Here is a 16,609-nt window from a genome sequence, read left to right as displayed (position 1 = left end):
GTATCACCATGTCACCTTACAAGCCCCGGATTCCGGGGCTTGTTCTTTTTTACTCCACAGGGTTGCATCCTGATGATATTCAGGGAAATCTGTCTGTTCACAGGAGGCTTCCCCGATGAACATTATTTTTTACCACCCTACAGCTGATGCAAAACCCTGGATTGACGGAATAACCCAACGATTGCCGCAGGCCAACATGCGCGTGTGGAATGCCAGCGATGACCAGCCGGCGGATTATGCGCTGGTCTGGCGACCGCCGCATGCCATGCTGGCGGCGCGTACCACGCTGAAAGGCATTTTTGCGCTCGGGGCGGGGGTCGATGCGATCCTCACGCAGGAACAGCGTCAGCCGGGCACCTTGCCTGCCGGTGTGCCGCTGTTGCGCCTTGAGGATACCGGCATGGCGTTGCAGATGCAGGAATACGCACTGGCCTGCGTGCTGCGTTATTTCCGCCGGATGGATGAATACCAGCTGTTCCAGCAACAGAAGCAGTGGCGTCCGCTGACACCGCACTCCCGCAGTGATTTTACTGTCGGTATTCTCGGTGCCGGCGTGCTCGGCAGTCGCGTGGCAGAGGCGCTGGTGGCGATGCAGTTTAACGTCCGCACCTGGAGCCGCAGTGCCAAGTCGCAGCAGGGCGTGCAGAGTTTCTTTGGTGATGACCAACTGGCGGCGTTCGCCGGGGGCTGCAAAGTCCTGATCAATCTGTTGCCCAATACCCCGCACACCGCCGGTATTCTCAATCATCAACTGTTCACACATCTCCCGCATAATGCCTATCTGATTAACCTTGGCCGTGGCGGACATCTGGTGGAAGGCGATTTGCTGCGCGCGCTCGACAGCGGGCAGATTGCGGCGGCCACGCTCGACGTTTTTGTCGAAGAGCCGTTGCCGGGCATGCACCCGTTCTGGTCGCATCCGCGTGTCAGCATCACGCCACACGTCGGTGCGGATACCTTGCCGGAGCAGGCGATGGACAGCATCGTCAGCAATATTCTGGCGATAGAAGCGGGGCGCGAGCCAGCCGGACGTGTCGATCCTGCGCGGGGTTACTGACTTTCATCTGCTAACATTATCAATGCTGCGGTTATTTCGCCGCAGCGGAATACTTTCGAGGAGAGCACATGCCGTACCCGGTTGATTTACATATGCATACTGTTGCCAGCACCCACGCCTACAGCACGTTACATGATTACATTGATGAAGCAGCGGAAAAGGGCATTAAGCTGTTTGCCATTACCGATCATGGCCCTGATATGGCCGATGCGCCGCACTACTGGCACTTTATGAATATGCGGGTCTGGCCGCGTCTGGTAAACGGGATCGGTATCCTGCGCGGTATTGAATCAAACATTAAAAACATTCATGGCGATATCGACTGTACCGGCCCGATGCTCAAAGAAATCGACGTCATTATTGCCGGTTTCCATGAGCCGGTCATGCAACCTGTCGATAAAGAGACCCATACTGCGGCGGTGATTGCGGCGATGGCTGGCGGTGAAGTGCATATTATTTCCCATCCGGGTAACCCGAAATACCCGATTGATATTCCGGCCGTGGCGGCCGCTGCCGCGAAATATAACGTCGCGCTGGAGCTGAATAATTCGTCGTTTATTCATTCACGCGTCGGCAGTGAGCCAAACTGCCGTGCCATTGCGCTGGCAGTCAAAGAAGCCGGTGGCTGGCTGGCGCTGGGCTCGGATTCGCATATCGCGTATTCCCTCGGCGGCTTTGAACATTGCGAACGTATTTTGCGCGACATTGATTTCCCGCAAGACCGTATCCTTAACGTCAGTCCGCGTCGTTTCCTTGATTTTCTGGAAAAACGTGGCCGCGCGCCCATTGCTGAATTAAGCGAACTGTGACATTGTCGCGACCAAATTGCGGGTGATTAACCCTTTTCACTGTCTGATCTGGTGACTGTTATGAATGAATTTTCCATTGTCTGCCGTGTGCTGGGCACGCTGTTTTACCGCCAGCCGCAGGATCCGTTACTGGTTCCGCTGTTTGGTCTGATTCAGGACGGCAAGCTGCGTGAACACTGGCCGCTGGAGCAGGATGCGTTGCTGATCCGTTTGCAGGAAAGCGCCAATCCTGAAGCGCTGGCCGCTGAGTTTAACCGTCTGTTTGTCGGCTCAGAATGCGCGGTATCGCCTTTCCGCAGCGATTACGTTGAGGGTGCCAGCGAAATGGATGTGCGGACATTCCTGCAACAGCGCGGCATGCCGTTGGGTGAAACACCTGCCGACCATTTCGGTGCCATGTTACTGGCGGCCTCCTGGCTGGAAGACCAGTCGCAGGAAGACGAAGTCAGTGCGCAGATTACCCTTTTCGATGAGTTACTCTTCCCGTGGTGCGGAAAATTCCTCGGCAAAGTAGAAGCCCATGCCACCAGCGGTTTCTACCGCACGCTGTCTGAAATCAGCCGCGAAGCCTTGCAGGTCATGCGTGACGAGCTGGAAGAACAGTTACCGCAGGATCTGGATGACGTGGAAGAAGACGACCAGTAATCCTGACGACTGACATAAAAAAAGCCCGGCGGTGAGTGATCACGCCGGGCTTTTTCATGGCAAGGTTTTGCCGGTCAGTCAGTGAACGGGATCACCAGCTGTCCCGGTTTCACTTCTATCCCTTTCGCCAGTTTTTTCGCCATCGCTTCGCCTTTGCTGCGATCGCCATTAAGCACATACGCCGGGCGCTGGTTGAAATAGGTGTTCAGCGAGTTGTTCAGATAAGGCATCAGGCCTTTCATCACGTTATCCATTTTCTCAGGTTTGATGGTGTAATCAGATACCTGCATATCCCGCAGGAAAATGGCGCCTTTTTCACGGTCATAGGTCGGATGCGCTTTCAGGGTCAGGTGCATATCGGCTTTCTGCGGGCCGAACAGGGAGGAAATATCGACATGAGCGTCGCCAGTCAGCGTCACGATGCCCGGCTCAGCGCGGCCAATCTGGCTGCTGAGATTGGTCAGTACCAGTTTTGCATCCACCAGTCCCGGAACACCCAACTGTTTTTCGAAGTTGTTGTTCTTTTGCAGATAATCATTCACCTGCTGTTCGCTGATGGTGTACTGCGTCAGCTGGTTACAGCCTGCCAGCAGGCTGGCACACATCAGTACGGCGGCACCTAAAAATCGCTTTGTCATTCTTCCCTCATTACGTAAAAACTATTTTGTCAGCATGACCGCAAAGCGGCATTGCTCCAATCAGACAACGCTGATTAGCCTAAGTGCTGAAGGGAGGGAAGAAAAGGGGAAATTGCCGGAAGCGCACTTCCGGCAGATAGGATTGACGGGCTTAACTTGCCAGGCGGGTCAGTAAATTAACCTGGGTTTGTTTCGCCATGTTGTCGCGATAAGCCTGAACACGTGAAGGCCAGTCGATACCCTGAACAATCGACAGTGAACGCAGCAGCGGCCACAGGTTAATATCATCCTCAGAAAGTTCGCCATTCACCGCATTTGGCTCGACGATCAGCTTGTCGAGTGCGCGCAAATCCTGACTGATTTTCTTCACCAGACCTTCGGAATGTTGCAGGTGTTCCGCGAAGCTGCCACTGGCGGCCTGTTTTTTATCGGAGAAGTATTTACGGGCTTCCGGCGTGGAGAACTCTTCCAGCGGCGCGGTAGCAAAACGCGGCAACAGCAGGCGACCGGTGTATTCAGAAACCTGACGTAACCATGCGGCCACCTGGGCATTCAGCGGGCCGGTCAGCAGCGGCTTACCGTCGCTTTTGTCGATGTAATGCACGATGTCCATGCTCTCTGGCATGAAGCCGCCATCCTCTTTTTGCAGGATCGGCACCATCTTTTTACCCACCATCGAAACGGGCGTTTTTTCATCGTCGTTGAGCAGCACCTTGATCTCAACCGGGATATTTTTCAAACCGAAAATCATGCGTGCTTTCACGCAGAATGGGCAATGTTCGTAAACGTAAAGTCTCATCGTTTTTAGCTCCTGTTATCGCCGGCGCTGACCTGTAGGGTGCATGAAAACTGCCGGATGTAGGTTCGGATTTTATCTAACGCTATGATTCAGTATGGGTATAGATGCGGGTGAGATCAAACCTACCCGTCATGACTTGTCGCTGTCACTGTGTTGGCTACGCTCGTTTACCCGAATCACTGACCTTTGTCAGCTCATCGGGATTCACCCGCTTGCCGCCTTGTTACAACGCCAATCATTTTGGGTATTAAAAAATGAGTAAAAGATCAGCCACCGCTGAGCATGGCCGGTTCGATGCGGCGCAGGTTGAACTGCCAGTACAAACCGGTGAGGGTAATGAAGCCCACGACGCCGAGTAAAAACCACGGCAGTTCAGGCAGATCCAGGGCGCGGCCGGTGTCGTACATCCAGCCGCCGCCGGTGTAACCGATAACGCCGCCAAGCGCCAGACCGAGACGGCTGAAGCCCATGTAGCTGCCGCGCGCGCGGGCATCGGCCAGTGATGCGCTGAGGGTTTCACGCGCCGGTTCGGCAATGATGGAGCCGATATAGAAGAAGCCAATCAGCAGCAATAACGGATTGATAGAGGTGACCAGCCCGACCGGCAGCAGGCTGAGTGTCATGATCAGCAGACCGAACATCAGACGCTGTTCGAGACGGAAACGTTTTTCGCTCCAGCGGGCAATCGGATACAGCAGCGTCAGTGACAATACGGCTTCGACGGCATACATCCATTTCACCGCCGCCGGACTTCCTGCAACATCATTGACCGCGATCGGCAGCATCAGCATCACCTGCACGGTCAGCATGTAATAGCCGGTCAGCGTCAGCACATAAGCCAGAAAACGACGGTCGCGTAACACGCGCATCATGCCTTCGCGCATCGGCGTACGCAGGGTGGAAATACGGTAAGCGGGTAACAGCCAGGCATTGCAGGCTGCTGCCAGACAGAAAATAGCGGCACCCGCCCAGCAGACATAATGAAAATCGTACTGCAACAGCCAGCTGCCGATCAGGGCGCCAATGACGGCACCCGCGCTGTCCTGCATCATCATCAGGGAGAAGAAACGGCTGCGCTCGTGCGGACGGGTGAGTTTGATGACCAGCGCGGTTCGCGGCGGATCAAACAAGGTGCCGCCAAGGCCGGAGAGAATACAGGAGCAAACAAGGATCCACGGCTGGTCGGCCATCGCCATGGTGGCAAATCCGGCGGCACGCAATAACATGCCGGTGATGATCATCGGTTTTGCACCAAAGCGGTCGGCAATCGCGCCGCCAAAAATGCCTAATCCCTGTTGTGTCAGTTGACGTACGCCCAGTGCCAGACCGACGGCCATGGCGGCCCAGCCAAGCTGATCGACAAATCGGATCGAGATCAACGGAAAAACCACGAAAAAGCCTAAAATAACCAGCGCGTTGTCTAATAACAGAAAATACTTACCCAAGCTCCGAGCTTGTGATACCAGAGACATGCTTCACCATGAGCGATTATTTGTATCCTGTCCGGCAGATACAGAAAGGAGAAAAGACGCATCCAGTCTGAACCGGAATCGGGCAATTAGATAGGGCGCTATTGATAATATTTTTTTATCGTCAAGCCGCGTTCTGACTGGCAGAATTAGCGGTGATCTGTCGTTTCCTATAAATTCTATTTATCGACCCATGCGGGATGTGGAGGGAAGGGATGTTTGGCTACAAATCTGCCGTGCCAAAGGTGCGGCTTACCACTGACCGGATGGTCCTGCGCCTGGTTCATGACCGCGATGCGCACCGGCTGGCTGAATACTACGCTGAGAACCGGGCGTTTCTGAAACCCTGGGAACCGGTCAGGGATGAAAGTCATTGTTATCCTTCCGGCTGGCAGGCGCGTCTGGGGTTAATCACCGAGATGCAAAAACAGGGCAGTGCTTATTATTTTATCCTGCTCGATCCGGACGAAAATCGTGTGATGGGCGTGGCGAATTTCAGTAATGTGCTGCGCGGTTCCTTCCATGCCTGTTTCCTCGGCTATTCGCTGGGTCAGGAATGGCAGGGCAAAGGGCTGATGCAGGAAGCGTTGCAAACCCTTATCCGCTATATGCAACGTCAGCAGAAAATGCACCGCATTATGGCCAATTACATGCCACACAATAAACGCAGCGGTCAGCTTCTCGAACGCCTCGGATTTGAACGTGAGGGTTACGCGAAAGATTACCTGCTGATCGACGGCAAATGGCAGGACCACGTGCTGACGGCACTCACCTGGCAAGAATGGACACCCCCGTCCCGATAAGGAGAGCAAGATGAAACATGAACTCAGCGCCCGGGAAGCCCGTGTCGTGGGCTGTATGCTGGAAAAACAGCTCACCACGCCAGAACAATATCCGATGACCCTCAACGGCCTGACCACGGCCTGCAATCAGAAAACCAACCGCGAACCGGTCATGGAACTGAGCGAAAGTGACGTTCAGCAAACGCTGGATCTCCTGCTGCGTAAACACATTATCCGCACCCTCAGCGGCTCGCGCACCATGAAGTACGAGCATCGTTTTTGTAACTCTGAATTCGGCAATCTCAAATTTTCCCCGCAGGAAGTGGCGGTGGTGACCACACTGTTGCTGCGCGGCGCACAGACGCCGGGCGAGCTGCGCACCCGCACCAACCGCCTGCATGATTTTTCCGATGTCGGCGAAGTCGAACAGACGTTGACCGAACTTGCGAACCGCGAGGACGGCCCGTTTTGCGTGCGTCTGGCCCGCGAACCGGGCAAACGTGAAAGCCGGTTTATGCATCTGTTCAGCGGCGAAGTCAGTGACGCGGTCAGCGCCGCCGACGAACCTGCGTTCAGCGCCGCGCCGGAGAGCGCCGGTCTGGCGGCACGGGTAGAAACGCTGGAGGCGGAAGTCGCGGAACTGAAGCAGCGTCTGGAAAATTTGTTGCAGCATCTGGCCGATTAACAGGAGCAGAGAGTGTGAGTAAATTGCGTATTGGTGTTATCGGGCTGGGCGGTATCGCGCAAAAGGCGTATCTGCCGGTACTCAGTCATGCACAAAACTGGACGCTGGTGGGCGGTTTTTCCCCTAATCAGCAGAAAGCGCAGGCGGTCTGCGACAGTTACCGGATGGCGAATTATTCGCGGATGGACGAGCTGGCAGGGCAGTGTGACGCCGTTTTTGTGCACAGCAGCACCGCCAGCCATTTTGAAGTGGTCGGACAATTGCTGGCGCAGGGCGTGCATGTGTATGTTGATAAACCGCTGGCTGCAGAACTTGATCAGGCTGAACAGTTGGTTGAACAGGCGCATAAAGCGGGTAAAACGCTGATGGTCGGTTTCAACCGCCGCTTTGCGCCGTTGTACCGCAAGCTTAAGGACCAGATGCAAAATCCTGCGTCGGTGCGCATGGATAAGCACCGTACGGACAGCGTCGGCCCACACGATCTGCGCTTCACCTTGCTGGATGATTATCTGCACGTCGTCGATACCGCGCTGTGGCTGGCGGGCGGCAATGCCAGTCTGGAAAGCGGCCTGATTCAGATTAACGAAGCGAATCAGATGCTCTACGGTGAACATCATTTCCTGTGCGGCGAAACGCTGGTCACCACATCGATGCATCGCCGTGCGGGCACTTTCCGCGAGAGTGTTCAGGCGGTGACTGAGGGCGCGGTGTATCAGCTGGACAACATGCAAATCTGGCGCGAAGAGCAGCAGGATATTCTGACGCAACTTCCGGTACCGGGCTGGCAAAGTACGCTGACGCAACGTGGATTTGTCGGTGCCATTGAACACTTTGTCGATTGTGTGAGCAATCACACTGCGCCGGAAACCAGCGGTGAGCAGGCGATTTATGCGCAGGCAATGATCGAGAAAATCTTGCAGGCAGACTAGGGAATACCGCGCAGGATGGTGCGGTTAACAATCTATAACAACATAAAACAACTGCCGGTGGCTATTGCATGGCGGATGCGTAGACTAAGCGCATCTTTGAGCCATGCCGGTTCATCTTTCACGCCTGCTGATGCAGGCGTGGTCGTTTAACTGTCTGAATTAAAAGCAAACCGGTAAACAAGAAAAGTGACATGAATCTACTTAAATCTTTGGCAGCCGTCAGTTCAATGACGATGTTCTCACGTGTATTAGGTTTTGCCCGCGATGCCATTGTGGCTCGTGTGTTTGGCGCCGGAATGGTCACCGACGCCTTTTTTGTGGCGTTCAAACTGCCCAATTTACTGAGACGTATTTTTGCAGAAGGCGCATTCTCGCAGGCTTTCGTGCCGATTCTGGCGGAGTACAAAACGCAGCAGGGCGAGGAAGCCACGCGCACCTTTATTGCTTATGTGTCGGGGCTGCTGACACTGGTTCTGGCGATAGTCACGGTGCTGGGTATGATCGCTGCGCCGTGGGTGATTTATATTACCGCGCCGGGCTTTGTCGATTCGCCGGACAAATTTGCGCTGACCAGCTCGCTGCTGCGCATCACCTTTCCGTATATCCTGCTGATTTCACTGGCCTCGCTGGTCGGGGCGATCCTTAACACCTGGAACCGTTTCTCGATACCCGCTTTTGCACCGACCTTCCTCAACGTCAGTATGATCGGTTTTGCGTTGTTCGCGGCACCGTATTTCCATCCCCCGGTGCTGGCGCTGGCCTGGGCGGTGGTGGCCGGTGGGTTGCTGCAACTGGGTTACCAACTGCCGCATCTGAAGAAAATCGGCATGCTGGTGTTGCCGCGTCTGAATCTGAAAGATGCCGGTGTATGGCGTGTGATGCGCCAGATGGGACCGGCGATTTTAGGGGTGTCCGTCAGCCAGATTTCACTGATCATCAACACGATTTTCGCCTCGTTTCTGGTCTCCGGCTCAGTGTCGTGGATGTATTACGCTGACCGCCTGATGGAGTTTCCTTCCGGCGTGCTGGGCGTGGCGCTGGGCACCATCCTGCTGCCGTCGCTGGCACGCAGCTTCTCCAGCGGTAATCACGGCGAATACAACCGCCTGATGGACTGGGGGCTGCGTCTGTGTTTCCTGCTGGCGCTGCCAAGTTCTGTGGCGCTGGGCATTCTGGCAAAACCGCTGACGGTTGCCTTATTCCAGTACGGTAAATTCAGTGCCTTTGATGCTTCGATGACCCAGCGCGCGCTGGTGGCTTATTCCGTCGGGCTGATGGGGCTGATTGTGGTGAAAGTGCTGGCACCTGGCTTCTATTCGCGTCAGGACATCAAAACGCCGGTGAAAATTGCCATCATCACCTTACTGATGACGCAGGTGATGAACCTCGCCTTTATCGGGCCACTCAAACACGCCGGGCTTTCCCTGTCGATTGGGCTGGCGGCCTGTCTGAATGCGTCCCTGTTGTACTGGCAACTGCGTAAGCAGGACATCTTCCAGCCACAACCGGGCTGGAGAATTTTCCTCATCAAGCTGATTGTTGCCGTGGTAGCAATGTCCGCAGCATTGCTTGGCATGATGTACGTGATGCCAGCCTGGGACGTGGGCGGTATGGCCTATCGTCTGGCGCGTCTGGCGGCTGTAGTGGCCGTAGGTGTGGTGGCTTACTTTGCCGTGCTCGGCCTGCTGGGTTTCCGTGTGAAGGAATTTGCCCGCCGGTTAGATTGATTCATCCGAATCTCAGAAACACAAAAGGGCGCCTGAGCGCCCTTTCTTAATGCCACAAACCGCGAATTACATGCGTTCTACGGTTTCGATACCCAGCGTATCCAGACCGGTTTTCAGCGTGCGCTGAGTCAGCAGTGCCAGTTTCAGACGGCTGTTGCGGCTGGTTTCGTCTTCTGCGTTCAGGATCGGGCAGTGCTCGTAGAAGCTGGAGAACAGACCGGCCACGTCGTACAGATACGCGCACATGGTGTGCGGCGTGCCTTCGCGGGCGACGACAGTCAGCACTTCTTCGAACTGCAACAGGCGGGTGGCCAGCGCGGCTTCGCGTTCTTCGCTCAGTACGACCGGTTGGGTCAGGCTGTTCACGTCGATGTCAGCGCGTTTGAAGATGGAGGCCACGCGGGTGTAGGCATATTGCATATAAGGCGCGGTGTTACCTTCGAAGGCCAGCATGTTGTCCCAGTCGAAGATATAATCCGTGGTCCGGCTTTTTGACAGGTCGGCGTATTTGATTGCGCCGATACCTACCGCGTTCACCAGTTTTTCCAGCTCTTCAGCGTCTTTCAGTTCCGGGTTCTTTTCCGTGATCAGCTTACGTGCGCGGTCAATCGCTTCATCCAGCAGATCAGACAGTTTCACCGTGCCGCCAGAGCGGGTTTTGAACGGCTTGCCGTCTTTGCCCAGCATCATGCCGAACATATGGTGTTCGAGCGCCACGGAATCTGGCACGTAACCGGCTTTACGGGCGATGGTCCACGCCTGCATCAGGTGCTGATGCTGACGGGAGTCGATGTAATACAGAACGCGATCCGCACCCAGTGTTTCGTAGCGATATTTCGCGCAGGCGATATCGGTGGTGGTGTACAGGTAGCCGCCATCTTTTTTACGGATGATGACGCCCATCGGGTCGCCTTCTTTGTTTTTGTATTCATCAAGATAGACAACCACCGCGCCTTCGCTGTCGACCGCCAGCCCTTTGGCTTGCAAATCGGCAACGATGCCCGGCAGCATGCTGTTATACAGGCTTTCACCCATCACATCGTCTTCGGTCAGGGTGACGTTCAGACGGTTATAGGTCAGCTGATTCTGCTTCATGGTGACGTCAACCAGTTTGCGCCACATTTGCAGGCAATATTCGTCGCCGCCCTGCAACTTCACCACGTAGCCACGTGCACGCCCGGCGAAGGCCTCGTCTTCGTCATAGTTTTTCTTGGCGGCACGGTAGAATTCTTCGAGGTCAGACAGGTTCATGTCCGCCGCGTTTTCGTTCTGCACTTTTTCCAGATAGGCGATCAGCATCCCAAACTGTGTGCCCCAGTCACCGACATGGTTAGCGCGGATCACTTTATGACCGAGCAGTTCATTGGTACGCACGGCCGCGTCACCGATGATGGTGGAACGGATGTGACCGACGTGCATCTCTTTTGCCACGTTCGGCGCAGAGTAGTCGATGACGATGGTTTGCGGTTCAACCGGCGTGATGCCCAGTTTTTCGTCGTTCAGTGCGTTGTCAACATGTGCGCCCACGAAAGCAGGGTCCAGGAAGATATTGATAAAGCCCGGTCCGGCGATTTCGACTTTGTTAGCAATACCGTTCAGGTCTAACAGTTCAACCACTTTCTCTGCCAGTTGTCGTGGTGGCATACCGAGTTTTTTCGCCACGGACATAACACCATTAGCCTGATAGTCGCCAAACTGTGCTTTAGCGGACTGACGGACTTGCGCTTCGCTGTCGGCAGAAGCGCCTGCAGCGATCAGCGCCTGGCTGACTTTATCTGAAAGAAGTGACTGAATATTCACCGAAGTACCTTTATTTAGGAATGTGGTTGTTTGCTGTTCATCCCAATGCGGACGAACCTAAAATGATGCGTGTTTATATCATATTAGCCCCGCGGCGTCAGTATCGCCGCATGAAGGCAGGTGAGGAAAACGCGTTTCTGCGGCATGTCTCTGGCAACCGGATGAAAGGCTGTGTAAATTACCCGACCCTGAAGACAAGCAAACTAAAATGAGACAGGATAACGGCCATGAAACAGGTGACTGAGTTACAGGATTTAGCCGGAGATTTGCCGCGTTTTGTCGGTGTGCTGACGGCGTTTGCCGCCAAATTGCAACTCAATCTCGGCGATTTTCATGCGGATCATATTTCAGTCCGTTGCCATCAGAACACCACGGCGGACCGCTGGCGGGCGGGGCTGGAACAATGCGGCAGCCTGCTGAATGAAACCCTGATTAACGGGCGGCCGATTTGTCTGTTTTCGCTTAACGCGCCTTTGCAGGTCGGCCCGCTGAGTATCGATCTGGTGGAATTGCCGTATCCCGGTGATAAGCGTTATCCGCACGAAGGCTGGGAGCATATTGAGATTGTCCTGCCCGGCGCGGAAGACGAATTATCTACGCGGGCGCTGGCGCTGATTGCCGATGAAGCGCTGATGACACCCGGTATTAAGCTGAAACAAAGCGCGCCGAAAGGAGAAAACGAACGTTTGCCGAACCCGACGCTGGCGATAACCGACGGCTCCGTGACCATCAAATTCCATCCGCACAGTCTGCGTGCGATTGTCGCCAGTGAAAGGGAAGACCGCTAACGTTGCAATGTCTGCAACGCGGCTTCCATGCGATCCAGCGCTTTTTCCAGTAATGCGCGCTGGCAGCCGAGATTGATACGTACAAAGGCCGGTGCGCCGAAATCCGCTCCGCCTGAGAAACCGACACCGGCTTCAACAAAGAAGCGGTAAGGATCCTGTACCGGCAGCGCACTGGCATCAATCCAGCCGAGATAAGTGCCTTCCGGTGCCAGCATGCGCAATCCCGGCATGGCGTTGATTCTGGCGGTGACTAATTCGCGGTTACCGCGCAGGTATTCAAGCTGCGCGACAAGCCATGCTTCACCGTCGCGGTAGGCGGCCGTGGCGGCGACATAGGCCAGAATGTTGACGTGCGGCACAATGCCTTTGCTGGTTTCCAGAAATTTACGGCGTAATTCCGCATTCGGGATAATCGCCATCGAGGCGCCCAGACCGGCGAGGTTGAAGGTTTTTGAAGGTGACATCAGCGTGATCGAACGCTGTTCGGCATCGGCATTCAGGGCGGCAAACGGAATGTGCTTCAGGCCCGGTTCGAGGATCAGGTCACAATGAATTTCATCCGAGCACACCACCAGATCGTGACGTTGTGCGAAAGCGTGCTGTTCGAGTAATTCCTCGCGGCGATAGACCGTTCCGCCCGGATTATACGGGTTGCACAACATCAGCAGTTTTTCGCTGCCATCAAGCTGGTTTTCAGCCGCTGCAAAATCGGCCACCCAACGCTGTTGCTGCTCATTCACATTAACAGATTTAAACTGTCGTCCTTCCGATTGCGCCGCCTGCATAAAAGGAGGATAGACAGGCATCGGCATCAGACTGGTGTCATGCGCAGCAACGACAGCGCGCACGGCGACGTTCAATCCGCACACCAGCCCCGGCAACCAGACGATCCATTCGGGCCTGATCGCCCAGTCATACCGTTCTGCCATGCGGCTGACCACTAAATCAGTCAGTTCCGGCGGAGTAAAACCATACCCGAAGACGCCTTCGGCGACGCGTTGCTGTAACTCTTTGATAACCTGCGGCGGAGACGTGAAATCGGTATCGGCTACCCAAAGTGGAATGACATCCTGATGGGAGTATTTATTCCACTTAACGCTATCACTGTGACTGCGGTCTACCCATAAATCAAAATTGAGTGTCATAGTTAGCTTTCCTAAGCAAGCAGGTTGGGCGGGGATGCTCATCTCAAAGCCTACGCGACATGGCCGGTTACAGACAAGTGTTGTAGCATAATGCCGTAATCAGGAGAGATCACATGACTAAATTAGAAGTGTGTTGTTACAGCGTGGACTGTGCGTTGACAGCAGAACAAGCCGGAGCCGATCGCGTCGAATTATGCGCCAGTCAGGCTGACGGCGGTATTACGCCGAGTTACGGCACCCTGAAACTGGCGAAGGAAAAAGTGACCATCCCGGTACATCCGATTGTACGTCCGCGGGGCGGTGACTTTTGCTACAGCCAGAGTGAGTTTGAGGTGTTGAAAAGTGACATCGCCTGTATCCGTGATCTCGGCTTTCCCGGGCTGGTCGTCGGTATGCTCGATGCGGAAGGGCATATTGATATGCCAAGAATGTGGGAAGTGATGGCGCTGTGCGGCGATATGGCCGTGACATTCCATCGCGCTTTCGATATGTGTCTTAACCCGAAGATCGCATTAGAGCAGTTGACTCAGTTAGGGGTGGCGCGCATTCTGACTTCAGGCCAACAGCAAAATGCCGAGGTCGGATTACCGATGCTTCGGGAACTGAATCAGCTGACGCGTGGTCCTATTATTATGGCGGGCGCGGGTGTGCGGCTGACCAACCTGCAAAAGTTTGTCGATATCGGGCTGACCGAATTGCACAGCTCAGCAGGGCGTCAGGTGCCTTCTTCCATGCGCTACCGCAAAGCCGGTGTCACCATGAGTTCTGACACGGATTTTGATGAATTCAGTCGTTATTGCGTAGACGGCGATATTGTTGCCGCAATGAAAAGCACATTGCAGTTTGACGATGAAATATCCCGCACGGCGTAACGACAGCAAATTTAACCGGGTCACACGACCCTTATTGCGTCGCCCTGCGCAAGTACCAGGCCCCGTCACATTGGCGGGGCTTCTTTTATTTAAAACAATCAGTTATATGTTCACGGGGTGCTCTTGGGGTGCTGATGTGTCATAAAATACCCGCGCAATAAATGAGAATCCCCAAAAATAAAATTAAAAAAACCGGGTTTCCCCGGCTGCTCACGCTCTGCTTTGCATGCTTTCGAAAAGCTCCTTTCCCTTCTGCCTCTGCCTGTCCAGATGATCCGCTAAGTCCTGAATGTGGATCATCCGCGGCGACTTCTGGCTATCGCTGGCGCGGAAGGTTGGTACCGGAAATTGACCGATGGCCGCTTTGCTTTCTGCCGTTGACGGCTTCATTCCGAAATAGCGCTCTGCAACATCTGAGAGACTAATGGTGGCTGTTTCAAACTCGGCCATTAATAAAAAAGCTGTGTTCATAAGTATTCTCCACACGGTTAGTTATTGTCGGCTGCACACCGGCTTACTGGCTGATCCGAAATCGGCCGTAATATTTCCCAGCTCGCCACCAGAGCATTTTCTTCCCTGGTGGCATTGCTGGCGCAAACTCAACTGGAACAAACCACAGGTTCAGCATTCGTTTCACAAGTAACCTTCTGACTAAATGCGAACGGTTGGACTCAGTCATGCAATATCCGGTTTGAAAGATGTCTGTTGAATCGCAAGAGCCAGGCGCTGGCCGGCCGCCTTTTGAGCTGGAATACTGGCAATTACCGTTGGCCGCTCTTTGTCTGTATTGGCGCAAATACCTCCCCAATTGAAAATCTCGAAGAAGTTTTCCAGATCAAGAGATGTGCTCTTGTTGGCTAACTCTTCGATCATCAACACAACCCCCTGAACCGGACGATGTTTAAGCAGCTCCTGAATTGCGTAGCCGAATGCATTGATCATCACGGCGTGGAACTGGATGTAATCCCGTTTGTATTCAGCGGGTGAAACAGAATGGTGAAGATCCTTGATAGCGGTAAGGCTAAGCCACGCCTCCCAGATGTCGTAAATATCACCTGTTGAGACTTCTTTCCCCTTACTGACAGAGAATTTTGCTGTTGCATCACTCAGCGCCTTAAAGCTGATCCACAACTCGCTTTTGGCCGGAACAACATTGTGCTCAAAGTCAGTGATCACTGAGAAAAGTTCGTGAGTAGACAGGAAAGACACCATGCTTTGGGCAACAGCATCTCTTCCGTTGTAAGCCATATTGATGGCGGCGGACGGTTTAGAGACGTTGTTATTTATGTCAGAGAAAAACTGCTGCCTTACTTTTAGCGGTAATTTCTGTGTCAGCATCAGAGGAACTGAAACTGAGGTGCTGTAGTTCCGGCAAAAATCGCTGATCCCGGCGGCGCGGTGCTGACCATCAAATAATTTAATTTCTGCATCCATTGGAAATCTTACGATGCCGACGTTCGTGTTGCCGAACGGTTCGAATTCAATATCAGAATCACAGTTGCCAACCAGCGGCGGAATAATGAATGCCGTTTTGGTTTCAACTGAATTGACTAAATAGTCATGGAATTTTTTAACTCGCGTTTTGTTAATTTCGCGCTGTGAATGGTCCAGTGCGTGGCCGAAATTATCAGACGACAAAACTCTGGTCAGCGTTCTGCCCGGAATAGTCATCAGCAAAACATAGGTGTCGCCCTGAAAGCCGTATGACGCAGGGAACTCAAAGTAATATTCCATTTGTGTTTTATCAGTCATGGCTGCTCCCCTGCTGGCGCTACACGTTCGAATTCGATCACCCATACCCACGGGTTAGCCTGCCAGCTGCCTTCGCCGTAAATCGACTCCCACAACCAGGAATAAACTTCTTTGGCGCTGTGACTGGCACCGCCGAAATATTGGTCACCGGGATTGATGCAGTAGCGGCCAGAAGCCGGAAGTTGACAAATTCCCTCACGGACAGCGTCACCTGAACTGATTTCCTGCAGACGCTGTACGCCGACTTTGGTTATTTCCAACTGAATACGGCTGGCCCAGCGCGGCATGTGGATGGATGGCGTCCAGCGCTCATAGTTATAAATCGTTGGGTTGTATGCCGCTGGCGCAAGTTTCTCCAGTTGCTTGCCATCGCGATATGCGATGTTCCACAGAGTTTCCCGTGGTGGTATCGACTGAAGTTCCAATGGTGCTGGGAAAATAGCCTCACGTACCCACAGCTGATCTCCTGGCTGGTCCAAAGGGCAGTTGCGGTAATCACCGGCTGCAACTTCTCCTGCTAGTTCATTTCCAGCGAGCTCACAACCCATGTTCACATCACGAAGAGGGAATTTGATAACCCGGCGCGTCTGCGTTTTGCGACCACTGAGAATGGCCTTAACCATTTCAGCGTTGAATAAAATAGGGCGTTCTTTCATGGCTGCATCCCCAAATAAGTCATTCCCATTACCACTCCGAGCACCAAGAAATATGC

The 16,609-nt window shown here is 54.0% G+C and carries 17 protein-coding genes; 9 read left to right on the top strand and 8 right to left on the bottom strand.

Annotation, left to right across the window (positions count from 1 at the left end):
- The first annotated feature begins 115 nt into the window (after positions 1–115).
- The 3 genes from ghrA to EYY67_RS07105 all read left to right on the top strand — a co-directional run bounded on the left by ghrA (position 116) and on the right by EYY67_RS07105 (position 2,511).
- Positions 116–1,057 (top strand): glyoxylate/hydroxypyruvate reductase GhrA, encoded by a 942-nt coding sequence (ghrA, locus tag EYY67_RS07115; RefSeq protein ID WP_119822297.1) that lies wholly within the window; start codon positions 116–118, stop codon positions 1,055–1,057.
- Between the two features lie 68 nt (positions 1,058–1,125).
- Entirely contained in the window at positions 1,126–1,866 is a 741-nt protein-coding gene (locus EYY67_RS07110) for a phosphatase (protein WP_095922404.1), read from the top strand.
- A 60-nt stretch (positions 1,867–1,926) separates the two neighbouring features.
- Positions 1,927–2,511, top strand: coding sequence for a TorD/DmsD family molecular chaperone (locus EYY67_RS07105; RefSeq protein ID WP_119822298.1), 585 nt, complete (start codon positions 1,927–1,929; stop codon positions 2,509–2,511).
- Positions 2,512–2,585: 74 nt separating this feature from the next.
- Here the strand turns inward: EYY67_RS07105 and EYY67_RS07100 are convergent, their stop codons facing one another.
- The 3 genes from EYY67_RS07100 to mdtH all read right to left on the bottom strand — a co-directional run bounded on the left by EYY67_RS07100 (position 2,586) and on the right by mdtH (position 5,420).
- On the bottom strand, positions 2,586–3,149 hold the full coding sequence (locus tag EYY67_RS07100) for a lipoprotein (RefSeq protein WP_119822299.1): 564 nt from the start codon (positions 3,147–3,149) through the stop codon (positions 2,586–2,588).
- Between the two features lie 151 nt (positions 3,150–3,300).
- Positions 3,301–3,948: a glutaredoxin 2 gene (grxB, locus tag EYY67_RS07095; RefSeq protein WP_131693196.1), complete on the bottom strand. Its 648-nt coding sequence runs from the start codon at positions 3,946–3,948 to the stop codon at positions 3,301–3,303.
- A 266-nt stretch (positions 3,949–4,214) separates the two neighbouring features.
- Positions 4,215–5,420, bottom strand: a complete 1,206-nt coding sequence (mdtH, locus tag EYY67_RS07090; protein ID WP_095922400.1) for a multidrug efflux MFS transporter MdtH — start codon at positions 5,418–5,420, stop codon at positions 4,215–4,217.
- Between the two features lie 212 nt (positions 5,421–5,632).
- Between mdtH and rimJ the strand changes: the two genes are divergently transcribed.
- The 4 genes from rimJ (at position 5,633) to murJ (ending at position 9,540) form a co-directional block, all read left to right on the top strand.
- Positions 5,633–6,220 carry a ribosomal protein S5-alanine N-acetyltransferase gene (gene rimJ, locus EYY67_RS07085; RefSeq protein WP_013575017.1) on the top strand — a complete coding sequence of 196 codons (588 nt, stop codon included), beginning with the start codon at positions 5,633–5,635 and terminating at the stop codon, positions 6,218–6,220.
- Positions 6,221–6,230: 10 nt separating this feature from the next.
- Positions 6,231–6,884, top strand: a complete 654-nt coding sequence (locus tag EYY67_RS07080) for a YceH family protein (protein ID WP_095922398.1) — start codon at positions 6,231–6,233, stop codon at positions 6,882–6,884.
- A 14-nt stretch (positions 6,885–6,898) separates the two neighbouring features.
- Complete coding sequence (locus tag EYY67_RS07075) at positions 6,899–7,813, top strand: Gfo/Idh/MocA family protein (RefSeq protein WP_119822301.1); 915 nt, start codon at positions 6,899–6,901, stop codon at positions 7,811–7,813.
- 191 nt (positions 7,814–8,004) lie between these two features.
- The gene (gene murJ, locus EYY67_RS07070; protein ID WP_095922396.1) at positions 8,005–9,540 is read left to right on the top strand and encodes a murein biosynthesis integral membrane protein MurJ; all 1,536 of its coding nucleotides are present in this window, start codon (positions 8,005–8,007) and stop codon (positions 9,538–9,540) included.
- Positions 9,541–9,606: 66 nt separating this feature from the next.
- Here the strand turns inward: murJ and argS are convergent, their stop codons facing one another.
- The gene (gene argS, locus EYY67_RS07065; protein ID WP_131693195.1) at positions 9,607–11,340 is read right to left on the bottom strand and encodes an arginine--tRNA ligase; all 1,734 of its coding nucleotides are present in this window, start codon (positions 11,338–11,340) and stop codon (positions 9,607–9,609) included.
- 227 nt (positions 11,341–11,567) lie between these two features.
- Here argS and EYY67_RS07060 point away from each other — a divergent pair, with 227 nt between their 5' ends.
- Positions 11,568–12,128, top strand: coding sequence for a VOC family protein (locus EYY67_RS07060; RefSeq protein ID WP_131693194.1), 561 nt, complete (start codon positions 11,568–11,570; stop codon positions 12,126–12,128).
- Here EYY67_RS07060 and EYY67_RS07055 read toward each other — a convergent pair.
- Positions 12,125–13,273, bottom strand: coding sequence for a MalY/PatB family protein (locus EYY67_RS07055; RefSeq protein ID WP_131693193.1), 1,149 nt, complete (start codon positions 13,271–13,273; stop codon positions 12,125–12,127). The genes EYY67_RS07060 and EYY67_RS07055 overlap by 4 nt on opposite strands.
- 113 nt (positions 13,274–13,386) lie before the next feature.
- Between EYY67_RS07055 and cutC the strand changes: the two genes are divergently transcribed.
- Positions 13,387–14,145 (top strand): copper homeostasis protein CutC, encoded by a 759-nt coding sequence (gene cutC, locus EYY67_RS07050; RefSeq protein WP_095922392.1) that lies wholly within the window; start codon positions 13,387–13,389, stop codon positions 14,143–14,145.
- Between the two features lie 210 nt (positions 14,146–14,355).
- Here the strand turns inward: cutC and EYY67_RS07045 are convergent, their stop codons facing one another.
- From EYY67_RS07045 to EYY67_RS07035, 3 genes are all read right to left on the bottom strand, one after another.
- The gene (locus tag EYY67_RS07045; protein ID WP_119822305.1) at positions 14,356–14,616 is read right to left on the bottom strand and encodes a pyocin activator PrtN family protein; all 261 of its coding nucleotides are present in this window, start codon (positions 14,614–14,616) and stop codon (positions 14,356–14,358) included.
- Between the two features lie 204 nt (positions 14,617–14,820).
- A complete protein-coding gene (locus EYY67_RS07040) occupies positions 14,821–15,897 on the bottom strand; it encodes a DGQHR domain-containing protein (RefSeq protein WP_131693192.1) in 1,077 nt (358 codons plus the stop codon).
- The gene (locus EYY67_RS07035; RefSeq protein WP_131693191.1) at positions 15,894–16,553 is read right to left on the bottom strand and encodes an ASCH domain-containing protein; all 660 of its coding nucleotides are present in this window, start codon (positions 16,551–16,553) and stop codon (positions 15,894–15,896) included. The genes EYY67_RS07040 and EYY67_RS07035 overlap by 4 nt, the downstream gene beginning before the upstream one ends.
- Positions 16,554–16,609: the final 56 nt, after the last annotated feature.

Origin of the sequence: Rahnella victoriana (assembly GCF_004330295.1) — a bacterium.
Classification (GTDB): Bacteria; Pseudomonadota; Gammaproteobacteria; order Enterobacterales; family Enterobacteriaceae; genus Rahnella; species Rahnella victoriana.
Note: the sequence above shows the minus strand (reverse complement) of the source record. Positions and strands in the feature narration are given on the sequence as shown.